Source organism: uncultured Aquimarina sp. (genome assembly GCF_947495315.1).
In the GTDB taxonomy this organism is placed as follows: Bacteria; Bacteroidota; Bacteroidia; order Flavobacteriales; family Flavobacteriaceae; genus Aquimarina.
Genome location: NZ_CANLYD010000023.1, coordinates 65,949 through 92,594, shown reverse-complemented (window position 1 = coordinate 92,594; position 26,646 = coordinate 65,949). Strand labels below are relative to the sequence as shown.

The 26,646-nt window shown below is 33.7% G+C and carries 20 protein-coding genes; 3 read left to right on the top strand and 17 right to left on the bottom strand.

The genetic code is table 11. The annotated features are described in order from the left end of the window. Positions 1-433: 433 nt before the first annotated feature. The 8 genes from Q0910_RS26970 to xerA all read right to left on the bottom strand — a co-directional run bounded on the left by Q0910_RS26970 (position 434) and on the right by xerA (position 6,328). The gene (locus Q0910_RS26970) at positions 434-718 is read right to left on the bottom strand and encodes a hypothetical protein (RefSeq protein ID WP_299223528.1); all 285 of its coding nucleotides are present in this window, start codon (positions 716-718) and stop codon (positions 434-436) included. Positions 719-724: 6 nt separating this feature from the next. Then, positions 725-1,180, bottom strand: coding sequence for an HAD family hydrolase (locus Q0910_RS26965; protein WP_118501048.1), 456 nt, complete (start codon positions 1,178-1,180; stop codon positions 725-727). Positions 1,181-1,376: 196 nt separating this feature from the next. Continuing rightward, positions 1,377-2,030, bottom strand: coding sequence for a DUF4279 domain-containing protein (locus Q0910_RS26960; RefSeq protein ID WP_299223523.1), 654 nt, complete (start codon positions 2,028-2,030; stop codon positions 1,377-1,379). 201 nt (positions 2,031-2,231) lie between these two features. After that, positions 2,232-2,522, bottom strand: a complete 291-nt coding sequence (locus Q0910_RS26955; protein ID WP_299223521.1) for a hypothetical protein — start codon at positions 2,520-2,522, stop codon at positions 2,232-2,234. Between the two features lie 4 nt (positions 2,523-2,526). Next, a complete protein-coding gene (locus Q0910_RS26950; protein ID WP_280936237.1) occupies positions 2,527-2,763 on the bottom strand; it encodes a hypothetical protein in 237 nt (78 codons plus the stop codon). Positions 2,764-2,918: 155 nt separating this feature from the next. Continuing rightward, a complete protein-coding gene (locus tag Q0910_RS26945) occupies positions 2,919-3,857 on the bottom strand; it encodes a hypothetical protein (RefSeq protein WP_299223516.1) in 939 nt (312 codons plus the stop codon). A 178-nt stretch (positions 3,858-4,035) separates the two neighbouring features. Further along, positions 4,036-4,821, bottom strand: coding sequence for a hypothetical protein (locus Q0910_RS26940; protein ID WP_299223514.1), 786 nt, complete (start codon positions 4,819-4,821; stop codon positions 4,036-4,038). Positions 4,822-5,254: 433 nt separating this feature from the next. Beyond that, positions 5,255-6,328, bottom strand: coding sequence for a site-specific tyrosine recombinase/integron integrase (gene xerA / locus Q0910_RS26935; RefSeq protein WP_299223568.1), 1,074 nt, complete (start codon positions 6,326-6,328; stop codon positions 5,255-5,257). Positions 6,329-6,569: 241 nt separating this feature from the next. On the opposite strand from xerA, the gene Q0910_RS26930 reads away from it, so the two are divergent. Then, the gene (locus Q0910_RS26930) at positions 6,570-6,947 is read left to right on the top strand and encodes a hypothetical protein (protein ID WP_299223512.1); all 378 of its coding nucleotides are present in this window, start codon (positions 6,570-6,572) and stop codon (positions 6,945-6,947) included. Positions 6,948-7,317: 370 nt separating this feature from the next. Here Q0910_RS26930 and recG read toward each other — a convergent pair whose 3' ends face one another. Next, entirely contained in the window at positions 7,318-9,420 is a 2,103-nt protein-coding gene (gene recG / locus Q0910_RS26925; RefSeq protein ID WP_299223510.1) for an ATP-dependent DNA helicase RecG, read from the bottom strand. Positions 9,421-9,792: 372 nt separating this feature from the next. Between recG and Q0910_RS26920 the strand changes: the two genes are divergently transcribed. Together Q0910_RS26920 and Q0910_RS26915 are read left to right on the top strand one after the other, a co-directional pair. Further along, entirely contained in the window at positions 9,793-11,913 is a 2,121-nt protein-coding gene (locus Q0910_RS26920) for a M1 family metallopeptidase (RefSeq protein WP_299223508.1), read from the top strand. 8 nt (positions 11,914-11,921) lie between these two features. Continuing rightward, positions 11,922-12,845: a patatin-like phospholipase family protein gene (locus tag Q0910_RS26915; protein ID WP_299223506.1), complete on the top strand. Its 924-nt coding sequence runs from the start codon at positions 11,922-11,924 to the stop codon at positions 12,843-12,845. Positions 12,846-12,953: 108 nt separating this feature from the next. Here the strand turns inward: Q0910_RS26915 and Q0910_RS26910 are convergent, their stop codons facing one another. The 8 genes from Q0910_RS26910 to Q0910_RS26875 form a co-directional block, all read right to left on the bottom strand. Further along, complete coding sequence (locus Q0910_RS26910) at positions 12,954-15,779, bottom strand: PKD domain-containing protein (RefSeq protein WP_299223504.1); 2,826 nt, start codon at positions 15,777-15,779, stop codon at positions 12,954-12,956. Between the two features lie 698 nt (positions 15,780-16,477). Then, complete coding sequence (locus Q0910_RS26905) at positions 16,478-19,279, bottom strand: PKD domain-containing protein (RefSeq protein ID WP_299223502.1); 2,802 nt, start codon at positions 19,277-19,279, stop codon at positions 16,478-16,480. An 874-nt stretch (positions 19,280-20,153) separates the two neighbouring features. Further along, positions 20,154-21,542 carry a S41 family peptidase gene (locus Q0910_RS26900; protein WP_299223500.1) on the bottom strand — a complete coding sequence of 463 codons (1,389 nt, stop codon included), beginning with the start codon at positions 21,540-21,542 and terminating at the stop codon, positions 20,154-20,156. A gap of 87 nt (positions 21,543-21,629) precedes the next feature. Further along, positions 21,630-22,496, bottom strand: a complete 867-nt coding sequence (locus Q0910_RS26895) for a helix-turn-helix domain-containing protein (RefSeq protein WP_299223498.1) — start codon at positions 22,494-22,496, stop codon at positions 21,630-21,632. A gap of 290 nt (positions 22,497-22,786) precedes the next feature. Further along, a complete protein-coding gene (locus Q0910_RS26890) occupies positions 22,787-23,389 on the bottom strand; it encodes a YkgJ family cysteine cluster protein (protein ID WP_299223496.1) in 603 nt (200 codons plus the stop codon). 240 nt (positions 23,390-23,629) lie between these two features. Next, a complete protein-coding gene (locus Q0910_RS26885) occupies positions 23,630-25,033 on the bottom strand; it encodes a nuclear transport factor 2 family protein (RefSeq protein WP_299223494.1) in 1,404 nt (467 codons plus the stop codon). Between the two features lie 81 nt (positions 25,034-25,114). Next, complete coding sequence (locus tag Q0910_RS26880) at positions 25,115-26,035, bottom strand: helix-turn-helix domain-containing protein (RefSeq protein ID WP_299223492.1); 921 nt, start codon at positions 26,033-26,035, stop codon at positions 25,115-25,117. A gap of 89 nt (positions 26,036-26,124) precedes the next feature. Then, entirely contained in the window at positions 26,125-26,643 is a 519-nt protein-coding gene (locus Q0910_RS26875; RefSeq protein WP_299223490.1) for a hypothetical protein, read from the bottom strand. Between the last annotated feature and the right edge of the window lie 3 nt (positions 26,644-26,646).

Below are 26,646 nucleotides of genomic sequence, written 5' to 3'. Positions count from 1 at the left end.
GCGTCTTGGCCCTCAACTAACTAGTTAGTTGGCAAGGGGCAAGGCGTTGTTGGCCGTTGCTTCTTGCCTGGTGTTATCTGCTGTCTTTGCTGAGCCACCATAAGTAAGCCTAACATTTCAACGATAACATCGGTATCCAGAACCTCTTCGCAGTAGCCTAGAAGGTGTAAATATGCGAGAAGAGCCGATCACAGCTCTTGCCCACAACGTTAAATCTGCAAGCGAGCGAAGCGAAGATTGCAGATTTAACGTTTAATATATGTGTCGTAGCAGAGCAAAATGTTACCTTGCTTTTCGATTTTTCTGCGCATTGATTGCTAACTTTTACTTTCTGCAAGCATTGTGCCTTACCAAAAATACAAGAACCATTCGATTGATCACTTAACTGCTATGAACATATATATAGTGTTACCCAACGTTTTTATTTAGTTATTTAATTTTTTCCAATATTTTCAAGTTCAATAACTAGTTCCGTCATCTCTAATTCATCCAATTCAGATTGACACCAATCAATAAAACTTTTAATAGGGTCAGGAGCAAATTCGGGAATTATTTGAGTAACGTTTTCATTTGTTATATAATACCAAATACAACTAATATTACAATTAGGACAAATACCAGAATGATGATCCATTGTTGCAATTTCATTTTGAGTTTTACCACAATTTGCACAATTGATGTTTTTGTAAGTTCCTTTACTGAACCATTTCTTTTCCATTTTACCTCAAGTATTAGTCAATTGTTTTATCTCACTATTTATTTTTCCTATCCAATTTTTGTCAGTTGGGTCTACAATAATCACTTTGAAATCAAATCTCTCGCTTTCAATTCCGACACCTTTTAAATCATCAATATGTAAGTCAAAATCAAATGCTGGCGGATACTTTGAGGAGTTAATATTCCGAGATTTTAGAACTTTTTGGTTTTCTGTCTGGGTTACAATTCGGTTAACTTTTATTCCATAATATTTCAAAGTCCGTCTTATTTTTCCTTTTGTCCGAAATGATGTTGTATAGATATGAACTTTATGTCCTTGACGTTGCAAATCAGAAATCAATTCATCCGTTCCTTTTCGTATTTCTTCAATTCCAAGAAGTTTTGCGATTCCGTTTCTTTTTTCGGTTTCGAATTCTTTTCCATTTGGAATTAACGTGCTATCGAGGTCAAAACTGATATTCATTTCAAATGTTGGGTAACGCCAAATATATGAATCGGAGCAAGGCAAGTACACCTAAACCAATCGATCTATCCGCGCATTTTTATTACTTGTTTAATTTATAAAAAATCTAGCGCCATTGCAAAAAGGAAATAACCTTTCGATTTAGCACTGAACTTTTGCTCTGATTTCATATATGATGTTGTAAGTAGTACTTTTTTCAGAGTACAGACTTCAATTCATTACCAAAAACATATTGGTCAATATTTATTCCCAAGTTTAATTTACTCATTCTCGAGATTGTTTCTATATCAAAATTTATCCCTTTATTTCCATCAATATATTGTTGATGATGAACAGAAATAGTTGCATTAGCCTTTTCAGTCAGTTTTTTTATTCCGTCGAGATCTTTTTCCAACTCCGTTAGTAATAATTTGAGTTTTGTTTCTAGATCAAAGGCTCTACTTTTTATAGGTTCAAATGATATACGACTAAAAGTGTATTTACTTCTTCTATTTGGTCTTAATTCGTCAATACTCCAACCCGAAAGTCCGTTGAGTTTTGTTAATTCCGAAAGTTGTTCAAAGGTTAGGTTTTCAGAAGTTGCAGTTAAATATACTTGATTTCCATTTTCAGTTCCAATTCCAAGTAATTCATCGGTTTCTTTTGAGAATTGTAAGGTCAAAAAGAAAGGCTCATTCTGAATAGGTAAATAAACAATATTTACATTGTCAAAAAAGTCGTAATCTATTCTTTCTATTTTTGGTTTTCCATTATCAAACTCCACATTATGAACTTCAAGATATTGTTTTGTCGTTTCAAATGTTGGGTTTTCTATTTCAGAAATAACTTTTTCAATTAATTTTTCTCTCAATACTTTAAAAGTTTAGGGTATTACTTACAACGCCAAATATATGAATCGGAGCAAGGCAAGAATACTTGAACCAATTGATTTATCTGCGCATTTTTGTTTCTTGTTTAATTTATAAAAATTTAGCGCCATTGCAAAAAGGAAAAGACCTTTCGATCTAACACCAAACTTTGCTCTGATTTCATATATAATGTTAGCTACTTTTTATTTCTCCGTTTTCCAGTTAAAATTTAAAGCCTTACACTTAGGACATTCAACATATTCCCCTTCAAGATAGTCAACATTACAGCGATTACACTTTCCGTACTTTTTATTAATATGCATAAAGGAGAACTTAGCATCAATACTTTCTATGTCATAGAGTGATTCTATTTTTTGAATTAACTCTCCAAGTTTATTATTGGCTTTTAATTCAGAAAGATTTTTTTTCTCTTCAGATGTGAAATTTGGAACTTCAAATTCTCTTTTCGAACATTTTTTACAAGACAGTTTCATAAAATTATAAACTTTCTTTTTGTTTGTTAAACCACTTTAGTTGAGATTCAATCCGCCCAAGTATTTTTTCGTCCGAGTCATTGTGAATATCTCTTAGTTGGTATTTAGGATTAATCAAGTTTTCTTCTTCTATGAATTCGTTGATTTTAAGATTGAAAATTGCCTGGCCAAACCTTTGTTCTGGATTTTCATTCAGATAAGTAGAAATATGGTCAATTATTTTCTTGTGTTCTTTTTTCATTATCTGATAATTGTAGCTAACGGTTACGTATAAGAATAGTGCGGTTTTGTGTGCGAGGATTTTCCGCAGGAAAATCAGATGTAACAAAAGCGCACGAACTCTTGATTAAGCACTAAACTACGCATTATTTTTATACAATGTTGTAAACTGGGCTTTTACGCATTTTTAAATAAATTCAATTTTGTTCTTAATTCCGCATCGTGATTAAATACATTTTGAGTAAATAACTGTTTATATTTTTCAACATCAGTTGCAGGAATCTGTCTAAATAATTTAGGTGACATTGCCCAAAATTCTAATCTCATTGTAACTAGATCGCTTAGTTCTTTAAAGATTTTGTCTTTTTTAGAACTTCTCATTTTAGTTATAAATTTTTGAGTCCAACTACATCTATAATCTTTATGAAAACCTACAATTACGTATGTGAAATCACCTTTCGGAAATACATTAATGAAAGAGGTCGTATATGGAATATCTAATTTTTGGTCGGCAGATGTTTTAATGTTCAATGGTACTGAAACACAAAGTTCAAGTCTTGGTATTTTAATTGTCTTAAATTCAAAAGAGGAATAATCATCATTTTTTATAGCTTTCTCTAATTCCTTTTTAAAAAAAGTCAGATTTTCTATACCGTGTTTATATCCATTTAATGATGATTGCATCATATATATTGTTTCTATTGGGCATAATTTCATTAAGTCATTCAACCATTCTACAGATATTTCTTTTCGTCTTATTTCTTGACATAAACCACGATAACTAAACAATGCTTGTTGGTTAGAATCAGTAAAATCTAAATTTTCATTTGATTCAATTGGCTGAAATATGCCATTGTCGTGTTCTGAACAAAATCCTTTAAAAGTATAAACGTCATTTACTCCAATTTTCCTAAAATCGAATATTCCTTTTTTCGCAGTTTCAAACGGACTTGGCGGTAAAGGTTGAACCAAATGATTTTTCTCGGAAATTTCTCTTAAGACACCATTCTTTTGTAGAACGTGAGATTTGATTGCTTTTTCACGACAATCAGTGAACATACAAAGCCTATTTTGCTTTTCAGATTTTTTTCTTGATTCTAATATTTTTTTTAGCACAATGTTTCTTTAGCCTTGTTTACAACGTTTCTTGTATGTTGCGTTTGCCTGCCGAAGGCGGCATATGCAATATACAAATTGTTCTACAGCGTTTTTCTTATTTAAAATAAGCATCATGGATTACTTATTTTGCAAGTCAAGATTTTTTCTTAATCAATCAATGTTTTTTGCTTTATGTTTAAATCCGCATAGCACCAGACCTCGCTAAACCAATTACAAAATAACTTATTGAAAATAACAATACTGTCCAGATTAATGCATTAGAAATAACTATAAACAATGCTTTGGGTAATGTTTTTGCGACACATCTTTTGTAGTACTGAAGATATCTTGCAGCTGCCAATATTAACAGACTCATAAATCCAATTGCCAAAATAGGTGGGACTATTTGAGAAATCCTTTGCGCTATATTCTTAACAGGATCATCGTTAAAAAAAGCCATAGTAAAAATTGAACAAGAAAACAAAATCCAAGAAACACCTGTAAAATAGCAATTTATATGTATATGAGTTCTAATGTCAGATGTTATGCCAGTTATACTAAACAATAATTTTGAAGTTAGTGAGTATAGAGATAAGCATAATAAAACCGGAAACATTACCATAACGAGTTTCATTAAATCTAAAGATTTTAAGAATTTTACTATTGCGAGTGAATTCATTATTTCAGGATCAATTCCTTGCTGTTGAAATACGAATTGCAAAAACAAAATAAGTAGATAAAACACATACATAGATCCGATAAGTAAAACCATTATGTATGTTAATGGTCTAGAATAATCGGGTAGATTAGAAGAATTTCCTTTTTTATTATAAGATTTAATAAAAGAAGCCATAGAGTTTGGCTTAAACAAAAAATCTATTGTGGTCATAAATGTTCTCAACATTAGTAATAGAAACCCAAATAGTGTTTCCTCTAGTGCTTTTGCAACATCGAAATTTGGTTTAGCTTTCTCTTCACTCATATCATTTTTTTTTTAACCATGATATATGTTATTTCCAATGTTAGTATAGACACTTAAAAGTGCACCGTTTCCATTTCTTTAAATCTAAGAGTATTGAATGCTTTAGAACGTTGTGGGCAAGAGCTGCGGTCAGCAGCGTCTTGGCCCTCAACTAACTAGTTAGTTGGCAAGGGGCAAGGCGTTGTTGGCCGTTGCTTCTTGCCTGGTGTTATCTGCTGTCTTTGCTGAGCCACCATAAGTAAGCCTAACATTTCAACGATAACATCGGTATCCAGAACCTCTTCGCAGTAGCCTAGAAGGTGTAAATATGCGAGAAGAGCCGATCACAGCTCTTGCCCACAACGTTAAATCTGCAAGCGAGCGAAGCGAAGATTGCAGATTTAACAATTGTATATAGTTATAAAAGTTAACTATATTTCTATTTTGTAAGGAGCTAATTTAATAAATCTTTTATGCCTTTAAAGGTTTTTATAGCTACGTGAGTATATATTTCTGTAGTTTTTGTTGATTTATGACCTAATAATGCCTGGATATACCTTAGGTCAGTGCCTTCTTCTAAAAGATGGGTGGCAAAACTATGTCTCAGCATATGTGGGGATACTCTTTTCCTAATATTCGCTTTTAAAGCAGCTTCTTTGACTACATGTAATATACTTGATGCACTATATTGACTTCCGGTTTTGGGTCCTTCAAATAAATATACCGATGGTTTGTAAGCTTTGTAATACCCTCTTAGAAGAATTAATACACTCTTGTTTAATATCGTATATCTATCGTGATTTCCCTTAGCTTGCTTTACTTTTATGAGCATTCGCTTACTATCAACATCCTCTGGTTTTAAACTTAATACTTCACTTCTGCGTAGTCCTGAAGAATACAACAAACTTATAATACATTTATGTTTAAGGTTTGTAGTGACTTCGATCATTTTTATAATATCATCTTTAGCTAGTATATCAGGCAAACGCATAGATTTTCTTGGTCGTTCAATACTATAAAACCTGTTGGGCATTCCCATCACGGCTTCATAATAGAATTTGATACTATTAATGGCCTGGTTGATATAACTGTCAGATTTGTTTTTCTGAACCAAGGATTGTAAATAGTTTCGTATTTCCTCTTCAGATAGTTCAATAATTTCTTTATGAGAGTAGGAGTTTATAAATCTTTCAAATTGAGAAATATATGTTTTACAAGTGTTTAGAGAGTATCTTTTTAATTCTAGCTTTAATAAGAATGCTTCCGGAACGTATTTAAAAGAATGTGTTTTATTTCTGTTTCGATACCAATTAATGTCGGCAACATCATTTTCTCTAATCACCTTATCTTCAAAAAATAAATTACAATTAATTCGAGCAATACCTCTGAATTTCTTAAAAATTAAGTCTAGATTTTCCTTTGTATTAGCAATGTAAACCATCTTGAAATGGGTACTCCACTTGGGATTGGGCAACTCTTTAATTAAAGCCTGAATCACTTTATCAGGATAGAATTGCAGACCAATCATTTTTTGTTGATCGATTAGGAGATGTTTAAGAGTTATATATTTATATATAGGTTCCATTGTGATATATTTATATATAGGTTCCATTGTGATATATTTATATATAGGTTCCATTGTGTTCAAATATGGAGGTTTGTATAGCCAATCACAACCAAAGCCGTCGAATTAAACGTTTAATAAACGTTTAATTCGATAGATAGGTAACAATTTTAAGAATAAGGACACTATCTTAGAAAGATGTTTTATGAAACGAAATTGTGCCTATTGTAATGAGAAGCTTGAAGGAAGAGTTGGTAAAAAGTTCTGTTCTTCTTATTGCAGATCTGCTTTTTATTACCAACAAAATAAGGAGAAAGAAGATACCCTATTTAAAAAAATAGATAAACAATTGAAAAAAAACCGGAAGATATTAAAAGGGTATAACAAAGCTGGTTTAGTAACCATTCGCAAAGAAAAGCTTTTAAAAGAGGGATTTAGTCCCAAATACTTTACTCATTATTGGAAAAATAGCAAAGGACAAGTGTACCTTTTCTGTTATGAATATGGATTTCTGGAATTAAAAGATAATGCTAAAAGCAAATACCTTTTGGTGATTTGGCAATCGTATATGGACACTCCTTAAGTTTTAACAAAAACTGTTAAAAAAAATGCTCTTTTCGAAGCAAACTTCCCAAAACCTACTTCCAGCCCTAGGAGGGGGTACTTGTGTAAGTGGGTATTTCACAATTAGCACATCACTTGGGGTACTTATACAAGTGGGGGTATTCGTGTCAAAGGTTCGTTTGGGGTACTCCCAAAACAGGGTAAGGGTACTTCAAACAGAAACATGGCTAGGTATAAACAGAAGTATCACTTGTGTCAGAGCTAAGTGTCACTTGTGTTTGATACAGGACTGACCTCTGTTTTGGCATGGGGAGAGGTACTGTCCAGGTAGGAGGAGGGTAGTTCTTAAGTACCTCCTTTAGTTAATGAAATATTAATTTTTTAACAGTTTAACTAATGTAATTCCAGATGTTTTTGTGCTTAGCTAATTGTTGATATGTAAACAACAACACTTTATTCTTTTCTAGAGACAAAGAAGGATCTTCTTTTAGAATTTTCATGGCATAATACCTTGCAGTCTTTAGGATGTCATTATCTCGTACGATATCTGCAATCTTTAGATTTAGAACTCCACTTTGCTGTGTGCCCATAATATCACCTGGTCCACGTAATTTTAAGTCTACTTCTGCGATTTCGAAACCATCATTGGTTCGTACCATAGTTTCTAATCTTGTTTTACTATCTGATGATAGTTTATGACTAGTCATCAGGATACAAAAACTCTGTTCTGCTCCACGACCCACACGACCCCGTAATTGGTGTAATTGCGATAATCCAAAACGTTCTGCACTCTCTATGATCATCACACTGGCATTAGGCACATTAACCCCCACTTCTATCACCGTTGTAGCGACCATAATATTAGTTTCGCCCTTTACAAAACGTTCCATCTCATAATCCTTGTCAGCAGGTTTCATCTTACCATGTACAATGGATATCTGGTAATCTGGAGTAGGGAAGGAGCGAGCAATGCTTTCATATCCATCCATTAAATCTTTATAATCCAAAGCTTCAGATTCCTGAATCAATGGATATACGATATAGATTTGTCTTCCTTTTTGGATCTCGTCTGCTATAAACTTAAATACTTTGAGACGATTGCTATCATATCGATGTACGGTTTTAATTGATTTTCTTCCAGGTGGTAATTCATCAATCACCGAAATATCCAAATCACCATACAGGCTCATAGCTAACGTTCTTGGGATTGGTGTTGCAGTCATTACCAAAATATGTGGCGGATAGGTATTTTTATGCCAAAGTTTAGAACGTTGTGCTACCCCAAATCGATGCTGCTCATCAATGATCGCTAACCCGAGATTTTTAAACTGTACTTTATCCTCTAGTACTGCGTGTGTACCAATGAGAATATGTAATGTTCCTTCCTCCAGTTCCTGATGAATTTCTCTTCGTTCCTTTGTTTTAGAACTACCCATCAATAATTTTACATTGATGTCCAGATCTTTGGTTAATGCTACAATTCCTTGATAATGTTGATTCGCCAAAATAGCAGTTGGCGCCATTAAGCAGGCCTGAAAACCATTATCTATTGCCAGCAGCATCGTCATCAATGCTACAATAGTTTTTCCGGATCCTACATCTCCTTGTAACAAGCGATTCATCTGTGCGCTACTGCCAATATCCTTTCGGATCTCTTTGATCACCCGTTTCTGTGCATTGGTTAGCTCAAAAGGTAGATGATTGTTATAGAAATTAGTGAAATAAGACCCGACTTCGGTAAACGGAAATCCTTTGATTTTATGTTTACGAATTAGTTTTTTGGTAATAAGCTGTAGTTGAATATAGAAAAGCTCTTCAAATTTTAATCGATATTGCGCTTTGGCAAGTAATTCCTGGTTTTTTGGGAAATGAATATTGAGAATTGCTTCACTTTTATGAATCAGTTTTAATTCAGATCGTATTTCTTCAGAAAGCGTATCATAAAATCGTGCTTTAGTGTCCAGAAATAATTGTTGCATCATCTTACTAACCACCCGATTGGTAATGCCTTTATTGGATAGTTTTTCTGTAGAAGGATATACCGGTTGCATGAGTACTTTTAGATTCTTTTCATGTTCCGTAAGTAATTCCATCTCTGGATGTGGCATACTAAAACCATTATAATATTTGGTCTTGCCAAAAATCACATAAGGCGTATTTAATTTTAGATTTTCTTTGATCCATTTATGACCTCTAAACCATACCAATTCCATTTCTCCGGTATCGTCAATAAATTTGGCTACTAAACGTTTTCCACGTTTTTGTTCGACCATTTTGATATTAATAATCTTACCAACCATTTGTACTTCTGCAGAAGTACGCTGTAGCTCATTAATTTTATAATAATTGGTTTTATCAATATATCTATTCGGAAATAAATTAACTAAATCCTGATAGGTATGAATACCTAATTCTGTACGTAACAAATCTGCACGAGAAGGCCCAACACCTTTTAGATAATCGATAGGAGTTTGTAAGATATTCGCATTCATTAGAGCGAAGATACTATTTATCGCAAAAATGTTCAACCCGAATAATACGTTATATAGGACAATTTTATTGAAAAAAGATACATAGTATTTTTATGTTTACAGTTCAAACATCCCTCTAAATCTCCCTTCAAAGGGAGACTTTTTAGATCCTTCCTTTGAAGGAAGGACTTAGGATGGATGTTTTTACAGCTAATTTTTATGCGATTGCCCTGATTCATTAGAGCATTATTGTTTGAAGAATATAGAATCAGGAATACCTGCTTGTTTGGCTAGATGGTGATTTCATGATGTATAATCCAGGTTCCACACAAAACTTGTCACATTACCAGACTAAAATCGTTATTTTGGCAGAACATTTGATTATTGATCTGTATGCGATTTATTTTATATGTAATAATAGGCTTTATTTCTTTTGCTATATCTGCTCAGCAGGTGGATTCCAGCTCGAGCGAGAATGACAAAAAAGAAGAATCTTCAGTAGATTTTTTAACCGGAAAAGTAAATATTTTTCTGGAAGCTAATTTTAAAAAGGTAGAAGGAAAAGTGGCCTATGTTTTTAAAATACTTCAACCTACACAATCCATCAGCATTGATGCACAGAAAATGCAAATTATGGATGTCTTATTAGATGGAGAGAAAGCAGCCGTAGAATATGACAACAAAAAGATACAAGTTACTTCTGATTTTAAACAAGGTTCAGAACATAGTATAGAAATTCAATATATAGCAGCTCCTAAAAAAGCACTGTATTTTCTGAAGGATTATCAAGGTAATGATCAGATCTGGACACAAGGACAAGGAAAATATACCTCTAATTGGTTGCCGAGTTTTGATGATATGAATGAGAAGATCGAATTTGATATGATAATCAACTATGATGCAGACTATGAGGTTATAGCGAATGGAAAACTTGTTAGCAAACAAACAATAAATGATTCTATCCAGCGATGGGAATATGACATGCAGCAACCTATGAGTAGTTATTTGCTGGCATTGGCAATAGGAAAATACGAAAAAGTGGTAGAAAATTCAGAAAGTGGTATTCCTTTAGAAATGTATTACTATCCTGAGGATAAAGACAAGTTCGAATCTACGTATAAGCATAGTAAAAAAATGTTTGATTTCCTCGAAAAAGAGATTGGATATGCATTTCCGTGGCAGAACTATAAACAGATTCCGGTAAAAGATTTTTTATATGCCGGGATGGAAAATACCGGAGCCACTATTTTTTCTGATGCCTTTGTAGTAGACAATATAGGATTTAATGATCGCAATTATATTAATGTGAATGCTCATGAGTTAGCACATCAATGGTTTGGCGATTTAGTAACCGAAACAGAAGGGAAACATCATTGGCTCCAAGAAGGTTTTGCTACCTATTATGCATTACTAGCAGAAAGAGAAATTTTTGGCGAGGAGTATTTTCAGTATAAATTATACGAAAGCGCAGAGCAGCTCACAGAACAATCCAAAGCTGCAGACGCTACTTCTTTATTAAATCCTAAAGCAAGTTCTCTTACTTTCTATCAACATGGTGCTTGGGCGTTACACGCCTTAAAGAATGCGATAGGAGATGCTAATTTTAAGCTTACGATTACTAATTATCTGGAGAAATACAAATTCAAAAATGTGACTACATCAGATTTTATTGCTGTCGCAGAAGAGGTGAGTGGTCAGGATTTATTAGAGTATCGTAAAATATGGTTAGAAGCTATTGAGTTTCCATCTCAGGAAGCATTGGATATACTGACAACTTCTCCATTTATCAAAAAATATTTAAGTCTGGCAGGCGAACGTACACAACCTTTAGCAGGAAAGTGGGGGACATTAGCCACGGCCTTGGATTTTCCTATTAATGAGTATATAGGACAAGAAGTTATTTATCAGTTAGATGGCGAAACATCCCAAGAGGCTATCGCTTTACTTACCAAAGCTTTTGAAACCGATAATATATATGTGCGACAAGCAATCGCTAATACCATGAGTAGTATTCCAAAAAGCTTACAAAAACAATATGAATCTTTGTTAACAGATGAATCCTATGCCACTATAGAACCAGCATTATATCATTTATGGGCTAATTTTCCTTCAGAAAGAAATAAGTATTTAGAAGCAACCAAAGATGTTATTGGGTTTCATGATAAAAATGTGCGGATACTTTGGTTAGTTTTGGCGCTTAGTACACCAGAATATCAAAAAGAAAAACATCAGCAATTTTATGCCGAATTATCAGGATATGCTGCTCCTGTACATCATTTTAGCACTCGTGAGAATGCATTTACATATTTAGAAAGTCTTAAGGCTTTTTCTGATCAATCTCTTGTAGATTTGGTGGATGGTGCGGTACATCATAATTGGAGATTCAGAAACTTTTGTAGGAAAGTACTAGATAACCTATTGAAGGATCCTAAGATTCAAAAGAAATATGTAGATTTAAAGGATAATTTGCCAAAGAGGCAACAAGAGTTTTTAAAAAAGAAATTAACCCCATAAATTAAAATATGCGTGCATTAGTAATTTCCGGAGGAGGAAGTAAAGGAGCATATGCAGGAGGTGTAGCCCAATATTTAATGCAGGAACAAGGTAGAACCTATGATCTTTTTTTGGGTACCTCTACAGGAAGTTTGTTAATACCTCAATTAGCATTAGGAAATATAGATAAGGTATATGATATCTACACCAATGTAAATCAAAATACCATTTTTAGTGTGAATCCTTTTAGAACACGAAAAAAAGGAAATCGTGAGTTTGTATCCATCAATTTTTTTAATACCGTAATGCAATTTCTTAAACGTAAAAGAACGTTTGGAGAGAGCAAAAACCTAAGAAGAAATATTCGTAGAAATTTTTCTGAAATAGAGTTTGAACTGGCTAAGAAAAAAGTTAGCGATGTAGTAGTAACCGTTTCTAATTTAACTAAAAACACAACAGAGTACAAATCTATTAATGATTTCTCTTATGAAGATTTTTGTGATTGGATTTGGATTTCATGTAATTACGTCCCTTTTATGAGTTTAGTGACCAAAAATGGGTGTGAGTATGCAGATGGAGGGTTTGGGTGTATGGTGCCTATCCGAGAAGCCATCCGAAGAGGAGCTACAGAAGTGGATGCAGTCATTCTGGAATCCGAGAATATGGAGCATAATAAAGTATTAGGAAAGAATCCTTTTTCCTTAATGGTCAATCTTTTTAGTTTTATGTTTGACCAGGTAGAAGGCCACGATACTGTGGTGGGTAAATTAGCTGCTAAGAATAAGGATGTAGTGCTCAATTTATATTATACGCCGTCTAAACTAACCGAAAACTCACTGGTTTTTAATAAAAAATTAATGCGTAGTTGGTGGCAACAAGGCTTTGAGTATGCTGCCGAAAAAGCAAAAAATGCAGAAGAGAACAAATTGAAGGATATTGATATGGCTGGGTAATTTTGAAGGCTTTTAAGAACTATAATTTAGTCCCAAAAGCAATAGCCGAGTCTGAACTCGGCTATTAAAAAAAAATTCTATTCACTGATATAGGTTCGCTTCTGTATGTTAAAGATAGGACTTCAAGAATTTTTTAGTAAAACGATTATTAATCACTAAAAAATAGATTCCTTCTTCTAGTAGCGTTGTGTCTACAAAGGTGACTGCACTGTTATGTTTGATGATTGGTTGCCCTAACATATTTACAACTTTAACACTATAAATATCTTTTGAATTGTCTAATCCATTTATATAAAGCACATTATTCGCCGGGTTAGGATATACAACGATGTTATTTAAAAACGTTTCAGGATCAGGGATAGAAAGTGTTTCCACTTCGATACTTTCAGAAGTAGCGGTACATCCTTCATTGTTTGATACCTCAATCAAATACAATCCAGTCTGATCTACAAAGAGGTTTGAATTTGTAGCTCCCTCAATGATTACTCCGTCACGATACCATTGATACGCTGCATAGATGTCTGGTACACTAATTTCATCGGTGCCTTCAGTCGATGTAATTATGGGGATTTCCGGGCTGTCAGCAACGGTGATAACAACTTCTGTACGGGTATCTGTTTCACAACGCCCCAAAGTGGTTATCTGCCAGTCGTATAAGTAATAATAGAATGATTGAGAGTTGCTGGATGTACTTTCTTTTATGGTAAGGACTCCGGGTACTTCAAAAGGATAATTTATATTACCATAACTGTAGAACAGATTATTTCTATTAACAGCTCTATTTTCAAAACCGATTAACAAATTAGTACCAGCAGGGATATATAGATTAAGATCGATAATACTTTCCCCATTAGGGATATTGATAGTTTTAGAAGTAATGATATTCCCTTCGGCATCTTTAAGTTCTAGTGTTCTGTCTTTGGCCCCTTGGGCAAATACTTTTGCCTTGGTAAGCAGTATAGGTTGCATAGCATCAAACACCAGGTAACGTATTAGTCCTGAGCGGATAATATCTCCTGAATTAAAATTAATGTCTGATAACCCTGCAGTAGCAGTAACTATTGGAGCTGAGGTTCCTGAAACATAATACGATTGGTTTTGGGTGAGTTCGGATATTGTTAAGGTGTTTCCGGTGCCTAGGATAGTACCGTTTTGTGGTTGATCATACCATACATAATCAATACTGCCAGATGCGGTAATAGCTATAGATTCTCCCGGGCAGGCGGTTTGGTTGTCACTATCGGGTTGCGAAGGAATGCTGATTACATTATCTTTGGTGTGAGTATCGCTTCCGATGTCATTCGTTGCCGTCAACGAAACTGTATACTGACCGCTATTGGTGTATGTATGTTCAGGATTCTGAAGTGCAGAACTTGTACCATCCCCAAAATCCCAGAGATAGGTGTCCGCTGCATTAATAGAAGTACTTCTAAAAGTTACCGTATTATTACAATCTGTTGTAACTTCGAAATTAGCTATGGGCGCTCCAATAGGGTAAGATCCGGATATCGAATACAAACCAACAGATGCATAATCTGAATATCCAGTTGATAAATCACCTTCTCCAACTCCATCAATTTCTATAAAATATTTACCACCAGCTAACGTGCTAGAGATACTTGCACTAAGATCTTGACTAGGACTTGAAATAGCAATTTCTGCTCCAGTATCATTTAATATTCTGGCTTCAATATTTAGATTAGGGTAATATGGATCAGGTTCAAAATTAAACTCAACAGTACCTCCAGATGTAACAAAAGAGAATACATCTTTATCTTCTCTTGTAGAAATTAAACCTGTGTTTTGTGAAGCATTTACATCTCCATTAGTATTTACAATTAAGTCGCTGGATTCTGTAATTGTATCTCCGTGATCATCTGGTCTATACCCAAACCCATTAAGATCTCTTGATATGATAGCCATATCATCTTCTGGTTCGGTTGCATTAGGGTATTCTCCCTTGCTCCATTGCCCGATAGGCTTGTTGGAACTCCAACCCATGATCGGACTCCATTGTCCATGCCCCGCGTAGTATGAATTTCCTGGTACACCATCATGTGATAAACCTAAGGTATGGCCTACCTCGTGCGACCCTGTTTCTCCCGCAGAACGGGTTCCTAAGTTAAATACCCAACACGGAGCATCTACCAGGTTACCTAATGAAAAAGAATTGAGAATAGCAATACCTCCTGCTCCTGGAGCAGCACTATCAGTGGGTGTAAAAATAGCCATCGTCCTTCTGTCTTTAGGAGCAGCTTCATAAATTGCTCTGTTGGTGGTGATATTAATATTAAAAGGCCTAAAATCTTCAGCCATTATTTTCCATATCTCTATAATCTTTTGATCTGAAAAATTGGGTGATTGCGCGTTGATTGTTCCTCCACTTGCCCAAATGGTTTCGGAGACTACTTCTCCATCAAAATCTAAATAAACAATCCCTGGTGCCCCAGGAAGACTTTCTAATTGAGGAGCCATTTTAGAAAAAACACTATTTGTATCGGCATTATCTTCTTCTTGGCTTGCTTTAAAATCTATACAAACTAAAGAGTTAATATCGACTTCTTCAATGTATACTTTTCCCAGATCATTTGTAAAAATTTTATAGCCGGTTTTTTCGTTTCTGAGGACTAAAGTTCCTTCTATTTGATTTTTGGTTTTAAATAAAGCAAAAGTGGATAATTTTTGATTATTTACACTACCAATAAATGTGGTTAGATCGTTTTTTACTTTTTCTACCTTAACGTTTAATGAAAGTGAAGTGTTTTTCTTAGATAGGTTTAGAAATAGCTTTTTTGACTTATTAATGGTAAGGTTTTCAATAAAACTATCTGGATTGTCGGCTATTAATTGAGCCTCAGAGTCCTGCGAATGCATAACTATAGCGTTCACAAAGAACAGGAGTGGTATTAAATTTTTAAAGTGGGTCTTGATCATTTTTTTTTGGTTTTTTGAGTATAATTATTCCTTAAATGGGTCTGTTATTCTGAATAAAATTGATTTAAAATGATTGTGAAAAGTGATATAACTATAAACACTGTTTATTATGTAAAGATGAAGTAATTGAAATCGATATGCATTAATCTAAATTAATGAATAGAGAAAAATATTTTATTAAGAAAAAATAAGAATTCATTGTAGGAATATCATGTATTGACTATAGCAGTAAAAATGATGCTGAGATATCTTTAATGAAGAAACTTTCTATACACTTTGATAGGGTTATCAGTCTGAGATTAGAGATTTAAACCGAGTGTAGGTTGTCTATCACTCTTAAGTGTGGTTTACTGTTGTATGGTGGAAAACAAGGTAATAAATTAATAAATGAGTATTCTAAAAAAAATCCACCATTGCATTTTTAATAGCGTCCGGGCGGGCTATCCACTATATCTTTTTATGCGTACCCTTCTAGAGCATCTGGGTACTTCATAAAATAAGATTACACCTGTTCTGAGCCTGTAGAAGGGTTTCTATCCCTGATTGACGCAGCTCATAGCTAGTGAAGCGATTTGATAATGATGATTCAGTAAATAGGGAATCTTTTATTTCTGAGTCGTCCTAAAATGATTTGATATGTTCAGAACGACTCAGTATATTAACAGCTTTTTTGGATTCAAAAGTTGTCAATTTAAAAATTAAGAAGAGGTTTTCATAAACTTTTTAGACATTCGGTTGTTAATAACAAGAAAATATAGCCCTGCTTCAAGAGAGGTAGTATCCAAAGCTGTGACCAGATTGTCATATTTCCTTATGATTTGTCCTAGCATGTTCACGATTTTGATACTATAAATATCCATCGATTCGTCTATTCCGTTAATATACAAGATTTTGTTGGTTGGATTTGGATATACAGCGATAGTATTGATCGATAAAGGGATATCAGACACAGATAAGGTTGATACAGCGATACTCTCAGAAAAAGTACTACAGTTGGCGGCATTAAAAACTTCCAACGTATAAGAGCCCGTTTCTTCTGCTAAAAAACTTTGATCTGTGGCATTTGCAATAGCTTCATTGTTAAGATACCACTGGTAAGCATCATATTCTTGATTTACTGTAATTTGACTGGTTTCTGTATCAAAGGAAATAACCGGTTGATCAGGAGTATCAGATATTGTTACCGATATTGCTGCACGTTCTGAGGTTTCACATTCTCCTAAGGTTGTTATTTGCCAATCATATAAATAGTAATAAAACCCTTCTGGATTAGTTTCGGCAGTACTTCTTTTTATACTCACTATATCTGCTATTTCATACGGATAGTTGACGTCCTGGTTGTTACGGAATAAATTCGAATTTTCAGTAAAACCTACTTCCATATTATCACCGGCAGGAATGTTTATATTAATATCAATGATGCTCTCTCCGTCTGGAATGTTTATATCTTTTGATTCTAATATTTCGCCAGAAGCGCTTTTAAGTTGTAATGTTCTATTTCCTGAACCTTCGGCAGATACTTTGGCTTTTTTCAGAATAATGGATTCTTTAACATCAAAAACCAAACTATATCCACCTTGATGAATAGTACCTGAATTCGCACTAATTTCTTGTATTCCAACATTTGCAGAAGTAATTGGTCTTGTGGTTCCAGATACATAGTACACTTGATTTTCAGTCAATTCTGGTGTTTCAAAAGTGCTTCCTATAGCAATAATATTAGTACTATTCTCTTGATCATACCAAATGTATCCGTTACTTCCAGAAAGCGTTATAGATACTGATTCTCCAGGACATACAACTTCATTAGTAGTGTCGGGAACAGAGGCAATTTCAATATCTAGGAAATTATCCTTAATATTTGTATCGTTACCAATATCATTTGTAACCGTAAGCGAAACAGTATAACTACCACTATCACTGTAGGTATGGGTTGGGTTTTGGGAGGTAGCTGTGTTTCCATCTCCAAAATCCCATAAATAAGAAGTAACAGTGTTTATAGAAGTACTTCTAAAAGCAACCTGATTACAATCTTCGGTAGCTTCAAAATTTGCTATTGGTGGTTGGTTATTATTTCCAGGAGGGTAGGAACCAGATATGGAATACAAACCAACAGATGAATAATCAGAATACCCTGTAGATAGATTACCTTCTCCGACTCCATCAATTTCTATAAAATATGTACCTCCGGCTAAAGTACTGGAGATACTTGCACTAAGATCTCGACTAGGACTGGAAATGGCAACTTCTTCTCCTGTGCCGGTTAATATTCTAGCTTCAATATTTAGATTAGGATAATAGGGATCAGGTTCAAAACTAAACTCCACAGCACCTCCTGATGTAACAAAAGAAAATACATCTTTATCTTCTCTTGTAGAAATTAAACCTGTGTTTAGGGAAGCGTTCACATCACCACTAGCATCTACAATCAATTCACTAGATGCTGTAAGTATATCTCCGTGATCATCTTGTTTATACCCAAACCCATTACGGTCTCCTGATATAATCGCCATATCATCCTGATCCTGATTCGCACCGTCATATTCTCCTTTACTCCAATGACCAATAGGTTCACTAGCACTCCAACCCATAATAGGACTCCAGTCTCCATGTCCGGCATAATATTCTGTTCCTGATGTTGTTCCATCATGAGATAACCCTAGGGTATGTCCAACTTCATGTGAACCCGTTTCTCCAGCAGATCTGGTTCCAGAATTAAAAACCCAACACGGATTATCATTTCTGGTCGAAGAAAAAGAGTTTAGATAAGCAACTCCTCCAGATCCTGGAGCAGCACTATCAGTAGATGTGAAAATAGCCATCATTCTTTTATTGATTGGAGTAGCTTCATAGATAGATCTATTGGTGGTGATATTAATATCAAAAGGCCTGAAATCTTCAGCCATAATTCTCCAGATGTTGGTTATTTTTTCATCGCTATAGCCAGATGGTTGAGCGTTGATGGTGCCACCACCAACCCAGCTGGTTCCACTAACTGTTTCTCCGTCAAAATCCAGGTATACTGTAAACTCCGATCCTGGTAAGCTTTGTAGGTCAGGAGCTTTTATTGAAGCTCTGCCAGTTTTTTCTTCTTTAGAGGAGACCTTTTTAAAATCAATACATAAGACCTTGTTAATGTCTTCCTCCTGTATCAGAATATCATCACTATCACCAGAATAATAACGATATGCTTTTCTCTTACCGAATAGTATAATTTGTCCTGTTACAATACCTTTATCTTTGGTAATACTAAAGGTCGAACTACTGTTATTGTTAATTATTCCTATTACCGAGTAGTTTTCGATATTTCCTTTTCTGATGTTTATGATACCTTTTACATTTTCAGTATCCGATAATTTTAGTGTAACAACATTAGATTTATTAGTCATGATAGTTTGACTAAAGTTTTTTTCACTTCCTAATTCGTAAGGTTTGTGATTTTGTGCAATACCATTATAAAAAACGAATAAAGCGAATGTCAAAATAAAATAGGGTTTCATAACCAAACTTTTTTGTAGGTAATTTGTTGAAATTTGTAAAGGTTTCATGAGTTTGTGTGTGTTTACTTAAAAAGTTAAATGCATAATTTGAATTATTAGGGTATACAAAATCTTGGACACTAATGTCCATAATAGATACACCTCACTTGCTAGAGAAACGGGAGGTAAGATATAACCAATTCCAATCCAAAGACTGAAATTTAAATAGACGGTTCTGGAGCACATCTATTTGTGGTATTGTTTCATTGCATGTTAGGTGGAATAAACTTGTTTAATTCAAGTTAGTATCCAAAAGGAATAACACAGAATATTGTAATTTATTATCAATTATACAGAAGCTTTTAGACTTTAAAGCATTATTCGTAAGGATAGAAGATAGTTAAAAACAAGGTTTTTAAATAAAAAAATCAATGTTTACAGGTGTTTAAAGGTGTTTTTTGATTCAATTTCTGTACAATTTGAATACATCTACGTAAGAGTATATTCACAAAGAAAATTAGTTTTTTAGATGACCTGTATCATAATTTAGAATCAATAAGCTGTTTATAATGAGTGTCGTAAACAATGTGGATGATTTTAATGGGTATTGGATTATTAAAACAAATTCGGCATTGCATTATTAATAGCGTCCTGGCGTGCTATCCACTATATCTTTTTTTAAGTACCCTGAGGTTCTCGAAGGGTATTTCATAAAATAAGATTAGACCTGTCCTGAGCCTGTAGAAGGGTTCCTATCCCTGACGCAAAATCAGTATTGTAGGCAGCTAATGTAAACGTAAGAATGTTATGTATTGTACACCGTGTTAGCCTCAGTATTAATATAAGTTAGGCGAAATTTGTCTCTTTAATTTTAATTGGATTAATATATAGATTATTACTTTTTCTGTATTGCTTTTTTTAGGTTTTCTTGAAACACAGAAAGATCTGGTGAGTTGTCCGCAGTTGCAAGTTCTACAGCTTTTTTATAATTTTTTATAGACTTTTCATAGTTGCCAAGCATCATTAATCCTTCAGCATAACTATCAAACCCATTCGCCGATTCTGGATGTAAAACTGTGTTTGCTTTGAATATACACACTGCAATTTCCGTTTTTTTATGTTCCATCAGATATTGATACCCTAGCGCATTAATTTCCCATTCTTGTATAAGCCTCTTTTCTTTACAATCTTTTAGGGTGGCTAAGATGTTTTTTTCAGAATTCGTTTCATCATACTTCTCCAATTTTGATAGAAGATTAGTGAAAGTATTGGTATATATTTTTTTTAGTTTTTTCCTGTATTGATCCGCTGCTTTTTTAGCCAATTCGTGCGTTTTATTAAATGATTCGTCGTTCGTTACCTTGATCTCAGGAACTACACCTACGCCTTCCCAATTTGTTTTTGTAATTGGATTAATTGCTTTTCCTGTCGGAATAAAAACACTTAAGAATTCATTAATTGGACTAGTGTCTCCTGGATTTGCTCCTCCTCCTGTAGTCTGTCCTACTAAGGTGGCACGTTTTTGTGTTTGCATGTTATATGAAAATTCTTCAGCCCCAGAAAATGTTTTTCCACTTGTTATAACAAATAAAGGAACGTCAATCATTTTTATTCCATCTACTTTATCGAGTGTATAAAAATCAATTGTTTTATCACCTTCTCTAAAATATAGACTATTTAAGTGAATATCACCTTTGAAAAAATAACTACATAAATATTGTACCATTTCAGGATCTCCACCGCCATTTTTACTTAGATCTATTATTACTGCATCGGTATTTGAGATAAGTTTCATATAGGCATCAGCAATTAACTTTCCCTCTTTATAGTAAGTAAATCCTCTTAAATCTAGATACCCTATATTTCCTTCAAGTACTTTTATAGTATTAAACCCAGCATTGTACTCTTTTTTTCTTTTGAGATTATAAATTTTCTCTTCGATGAGTCGTTCTGGAGTCATAGCAGGAGCTTCATAAGGAGGCTGGTTCATTATCCTCATATGCTTGTCATTATTGATTGATTGTACGGATTCCGTAAGTGCTGTAGCAAAACTTTCATTCGTTGTAAATTGATCAAAATGCCCTTTCTTAAATTGATTTTTTAAATGTTTTTCAGTGTCTTTTGCTATATCAGGAAAGACGTATTTATCATTCATCAATTCTGATAAGGTGTTAATTACTTCTTCTTTATGCTCCTTGCTTAATTCAATATCCTGTGAATAAATAGCTGTATGCCAAAACGATAGGATAAAAAGAAGAAAAAGATATTTACGAATTAGTATCATTGCTTTAGGTTTTTAAGCAAAATTAAAAACTTGAGCTTTCATAAAATTGTAAAAAAGTAAACGGTAAAGAAAATAGCTCCAAATGTATTATGATATGATGGGATCATATTGATTGGAGAATCGTTTAGAAATGTTAAGATTCGTAATTTCGATCAGGTTTGATTTTTGAGCAAAAAACTTAAAAGGAGTTATTTTGAAAATTGAATTGAAGTCTTTAATGAAATGTGCTTGATCATAAAACCCTGCTTCTAAACCAATAGTAGTAAGACTCATATCAGGAAATTCTTCCCTAAGTTGAAGGATTCTATTCATCCGCCATATTTGCGAAACCTTTTTGGGAGAAAGTCCCACTTTATTTACGAAATGTTTATGTAATGTGACCTTACTTACATTAAATTCTTCAAATAACTCACTGATCCTGATACTTCCGTGTCTAAACATAATGAAGTTTAACTGAGCTCTTAAGCTTTCGTCAACGGACATCGTTTTTGACAATAAGATATTTGTAAATTCATTAATAAGTTGCTCTTGTATTGTAGTTTTACTTTCCATAGAAATTCTTTGGATAAGTAAATGTGATGTTTTATCAATAGAGAATACCTTTTCCAGAGCTACAATACTGTCATTAAAATCTATTAGCGGGTTTTTAATGAGATTGGCAAAAGCAAAAGGTTTAAACCGCACACCTGTAATGTTAATAGCTCTTTTGGATTCAAAACTTAAAGAAGTATTTGTTTGTCCTATAAAGTAAGCTCCTGGTTTTAGACGCATCCATTTGATCTGCGAATTGCTCCTTACAATACAGGGAGAATCAATAAAGATAATATTGAATGTACAAGTAGGTAGAAACATTTCTAAAGGATCTGCTGTTAATTGCTCATCCGAAAAGATATGCCAATAGCTTTCCACATGATGTGAAAATAATTGATCCGGTAATGTTTCTTTGTATTTCATTTTAATATATAACGATCTAGAATATGAAAAGTAGCAGAGTCATATACTTTTATTTCGAGTAAAAACAAAGATAACGGAAAAGCACCAAACTTAATGCTGGCCTTTTAGCTGCTATTTTTCAATTCGCTTGATGTCAAATACATTGATAAGTTTGATGTTTTTAATGAACCTTAGGATTCCTGATAATCATCTTCAAAATAAGAATATTGATTAAAAATCAATTTTACCGCTGGTAAGAATACATATCCACTACAATATTCTATTTTAAATAAATTTGAATAACTCCGGTTTTAACCACATTTTTTCCCTAAACGAAGAAAAGATCTGTACGCATAATAATGCAAAACTTCTTCTAAAGCCATTTTAAGTGCTTTATTTATGGGTAAAATTATATTTTCTAATTTAAAATCTATTTGATTTAAATTTATATAATATTCTGTAAATATTGGAATATATAGTCCTTTGGTTATTGCATCGGCAGTTGAATTATACTTGTCCGCCTGACCTTCTTTAATAATTTTACAAGTAGCTAATCTTAAATTGCCATATTTGTCGGTATTAGCTGCAAATCCAAACAGTCTACAAATTAAACCGCGGTATTTGTAATTACTACAACGACCTTGATTAATAATAGATAAAGGTTTGTAAATTAAACAAGTTAAACTTTTGGTTTTATTAAGCTGAATGATTGTGTTTTCTGCCTCTCCATTTAAAAACAGGTGAAATGCCCAGGGTAAAAATTCTATAGGAGAAGCTTCTACATTTGGGTAAGTACAACATTTTCCACAGCCAGAGACACAACAAAGTCCTGATGATTGCTCAAACTGAGCGGTTTCTTGTTCTAATTTAGAAAAAAGGTTTTCTACTAATTGAACTTTTCGCTCTATCGACATTATTTTTTACTGAAGGTAGACTTTTTATGTCTATGAAAGTTGATTTCTTTTCAAAAAGAAATTAAGAAGGTCTTATTGATTTTGATGTAATTATTGGTAATGCTCTCGTGTATAAGTAGTAACGGATAAAACCGCAATTACTTTTCAGATGAAAATATACTTAATTAATGACAAAAACGGTTTAGAAATAATCCCAAACCGCTATCGCTTTTATGTAGTCAGTATTGAAATTCAATCTCTTTATTTAAATATCGCATTGTACCATTTAATAGCTTGGTTAGCAGTTCTATCTAAAACTTCCGGGTCATCATAATATTGAAGGTGACCAGTTTCTCCTTCCCATTGTAATTTTTTCTTAGTTGTAGGTACAGCTTTAAATTGTCTTTTAGCAGCTTCAGGCAAAAAGCTATTATCACTATGAATCATCAGATACGGCTTATCTAATTTTTGAGCCGCTGTTAAAGATTCGTATTCAAAAAGTAATGCGTCGCTCATTTTAGGGTAATTGTTCACCCAAATTCCCCTGTCAGACCATGTGTGATACCAATCCCATACAAATTTTCCTGGCATTCCTACGTCCATTCTAGCTTGGTCAACTGCTGGAACATTGATTACTTCTCCAGTTTGTTTAAAGGTATTATATGCCACTTTGCCAGCTGCAATTCTTTCTTCCAATGCTTCTTCTGTTCCCATCCATTGAATATCACCTTCTCTGTCTCGGTAGTGTCCCGCTACTGTGACTAATCCTTTGAATAGGTCATCCTCTGACACTGCGCGTAGCATTTCTGAGCTTCCTTGGCATACAGCAAATCCAACAATTTGCTGATCGTTTACTATAGAAAGTGAAGCCAAAAATTTAGCAGCAGCTTTTGCGTCTTCTACTTTGGCAATAGGATCTTCCAATTCCCTTGGCACACCAGAACTCTCTCCACGATAGCGTGGATCAAAAGCTAATGCAATGTAACCTCTTTCTGCAAATCTTTTAGCATATTCGGTTGGCGCTTGCTCTTTGGCATAGGTCATTGGTCCTAATATTGGAACTGCAGGATATTTTTTTCCTTCCTGATAATTTTTTGGTAAATAAAGATCTCCTACAAGGTCTAAACCTTCACTTTTAAATGTTACTTTTTTCATAATATAATTTTTAGATGTTAAATTTTCAATTGCTAATTGAGGCAACTTGATATTACCCGATTGGGATTTAAAATTGAATCGCATTTTAGTAATTAACCATTTTTCTTTTTTCTTTGTTAAATCAAAATCATAGGTGCCTATTACTGTCCATAAATTTTCTCCTTCGTTTTCTAAATAGTGAGTTGCAGTACCATAACAGAAAACTTTTGTTGTGTTTTCATTCTGTTCAATTATAAAGTTGCTCACTTGATGGTGAGTGTAATCAAAACCAGGTAAGATACTCTTCCAACTTTCTACTATTCGTGTTGGAATTATTTCTGTGGCAGGTTTACCCGTCATCGAAGAGTAGTCAAGGATTACTCTTGGAGCAAATGATTGCTCCACTACTTGCCATTCTCCTTGGTCGGTAGCTATAAAAAGTTGGTTGATAAATTCTTGCGTGTTATTTAAATGCTGTGCATTTAATGTGATTGTAAAAAGACTTAATAAGCCGATAACTAGATTCTTCATATCATTAATTTTTTGTTGATACAAAGATGCACACAAGTGGAGGTGGACTTATTTATTAAATCAAATCAAGAAGTATGAATTTCAAAGAAGAGCGGATTTTCTGTATTTACCAGGCGTTAATTGAGTGTGTTTTTTGAAAAAATTGTTGAAGTTGTTAGGAGAGTCAAATTGCAATAGGTAAGCAACTTCTTTAATGCTTAAATTGGTTTGAGTGAGGTAAGACTTTGCAAGATGCAAAAGGTGTTTATGGATATATTGTAATGCAGTAATACCCATATTATTCTTGACAATAGAATTTAAATAGTTAGGATGTATGTTTAATATATCAGCATAGAAACTTGGTGAGTGTAAATTTTTAGAATAATCCCAATCATTATTTTCTTGAAAATGAACCTCTATTAATTCCTGATAACGACTTAATAATTTTAAATCAGCTGTTCTAATGATTTGGCTGGCTTTCTCTTTGGATGTTTCTTTATTAAAATACCTTTTAACATGATTTAAGAGCAGAAGAACATATGTACTAATGAAATCAAATTTGTCCGAGTTATTACTATGATATTCTTCGTCAATCTTTTGATAAATGCTTAAGAGTGTTTTTGTTTCCTCTTCGCTTACCTGAAAGGGAATAGCTTTATCAATCTTTAAGAAGGGGAATATTTCTAAGAAGTTTTTAAAAATATGAGATTGAGCGATGAAGTCCCTTGTCATTAAAACATAATAGCCTTCCCAATTTGGGGCTATATCCCAGGACAAAATTTGAAAGGGTGAATTAAAAAAAACAACTGAACCATCTGGGAAATCTGAATAGTGACTTGATAATGCTTTGCCATCTCCATTCATTTTTAATGCTATCGCATAAAAAGCATGTCTAAAAGCAGGCATTCTATGAACAACTGTAGGCATATTTTCTTGAAAGCTTCTTACAACAAAGTGCTCATGTTTAGCAGGCGGTATTCGAGTCGCTTCCGAGTATTCTTTTATTGTTTTAAAGTTTTTCATTTTTCACTTAAGGCACACAACAATCGTATATAGTTACAAAAGCTCATTATGTGCTTCTTATCTTTTCAATTGTAAATTTGTATAAGCTACTAAAACAAATCTGCTACTTCGCTTTTAATAGCAGCTAAGGCTGTATCGCTTGGTGAACCTTTTTCTATGATTGTGGTCAGAATCATTTCTCTCATTTTATCTGCAGAATCAACGTCTTCCCTTAAAACTGTTTTACGAATCAATGCAATGGTACCATTTTTAGCAGCTTTTACAATATTCCAACACTCATCAGAGATATAAATCTGTTGTGTAAGATTATGATCAAATTCTTGCTCAATAGTATTTACAAGTAAGACTTCGTAACTTTTTTCATCATCCGCTAGAGGAGGAGTTCTAAGGAGCAATTTGCCTGGAGAAATTCGTTCCATAAACAACGCCATACGCTCATATGCTTGCAATCTTAATGGTAGTGATTGTTTTTGATTTTCTTTGTGTAAAAGGAACCTTCGCCTTTTTTCCTCATTATCTGTATGCGTTTTAAAATAGTACAATGCTAATAAGGTGATAAAAAGCGATGGTATTAATGAGATTAATAAAGGTATGATTTCTAGATTCATGTA

Coding starts and splice junctions, on each gene's coding strand:
- Q0910_RS26965 (WP_118501048.1), bottom strand. CDS start 1,180: ATGAATATCAGTTTTGACCTCGATAGCACGTTAATTCCAAATGGAAAA.
- Q0910_RS26900 (WP_299223500.1), bottom strand. CDS start 21,542: ATGATACTAATTCGTAAATATCTTTTTCTTCTTTTTATCCTATCGTTT.
- Q0910_RS26940 (WP_299223514.1), bottom strand. CDS start 4,821: ATGAGTGAAGAGAAAGCTAAACCAAATTTCGATGTTGCAAAAGCACTA.
- Q0910_RS26930 (WP_299223512.1), top strand. CDS start 6,570: ATGAAACGAAATTGTGCCTATTGTAATGAGAAGCTTGAAGGAAGAGTT.
- Q0910_RS26890 (WP_299223496.1), bottom strand. CDS start 23,389: ATGTCGATAGAGCGAAAAGTTCAATTAGTAGAAAACCTTTTTTCTAAA.
- Q0910_RS26915 (WP_299223506.1), top strand. CDS start 11,922: ATGCGTGCATTAGTAATTTCCGGAGGAGGAAGTAAAGGAGCATATGCA.
- Q0910_RS26895 (WP_299223498.1), bottom strand. CDS start 22,496: ATGAAATACAAAGAAACATTACCGGATCAATTATTTTCACATCATGTG.
- Q0910_RS26910 (WP_299223504.1), bottom strand. CDS start 15,779: ATGATCAAGACCCACTTTAAAAATTTAATACCACTCCTGTTCTTTGTG.
- Q0910_RS26955 (WP_299223521.1), bottom strand. CDS start 2,522: ATGAAACTGTCTTGTAAAAAATGTTCGAAAAGAGAATTTGAAGTTCCA.
- recG (WP_299223510.1), bottom strand. CDS start 9,420: ATGAATGCGAATATCTTACAAACTCCTATCGATTATCTAAAAGGTGTT.
- Q0910_RS26875 (WP_299223490.1), bottom strand. CDS start 26,643: ATGAATCTAGAAATCATACCTTTATTAATCTCATTAATACCATCGCTT.
- Q0910_RS26950 (WP_280936237.1), bottom strand. CDS start 2,763: ATGAAAAAAGAACACAAGAAAATAATTGACCATATTTCTACTTATCTG.
- xerA (WP_299223568.1), bottom strand. CDS start 6,328: ATGATTGGTCTGCAATTCTATCCTGATAAAGTGATTCAGGCTTTAATT.
- Q0910_RS26880 (WP_299223492.1), bottom strand. CDS start 26,035: ATGAAAAACTTTAAAACAATAAAAGAATACTCGGAAGCGACTCGAATA.
- Q0910_RS26970 (WP_299223528.1), bottom strand. CDS start 718: ATGGAAAAGAAATGGTTCAGTAAAGGAACTTACAAAAACATCAATTGT.
- Q0910_RS26885 (WP_299223494.1), bottom strand. CDS start 25,033: ATGAAGAATCTAGTTATCGGCTTATTAAGTCTTTTTACAATCACATTA.
- Q0910_RS26920 (WP_299223508.1), top strand. CDS start 9,793: ATGCGATTTATTTTATATGTAATAATAGGCTTTATTTCTTTTGCTATA.
- Q0910_RS26905 (WP_299223502.1), bottom strand. CDS start 19,279: ATGAAACCCTATTTTATTTTGACATTCGCTTTATTCGTTTTTTATAAT.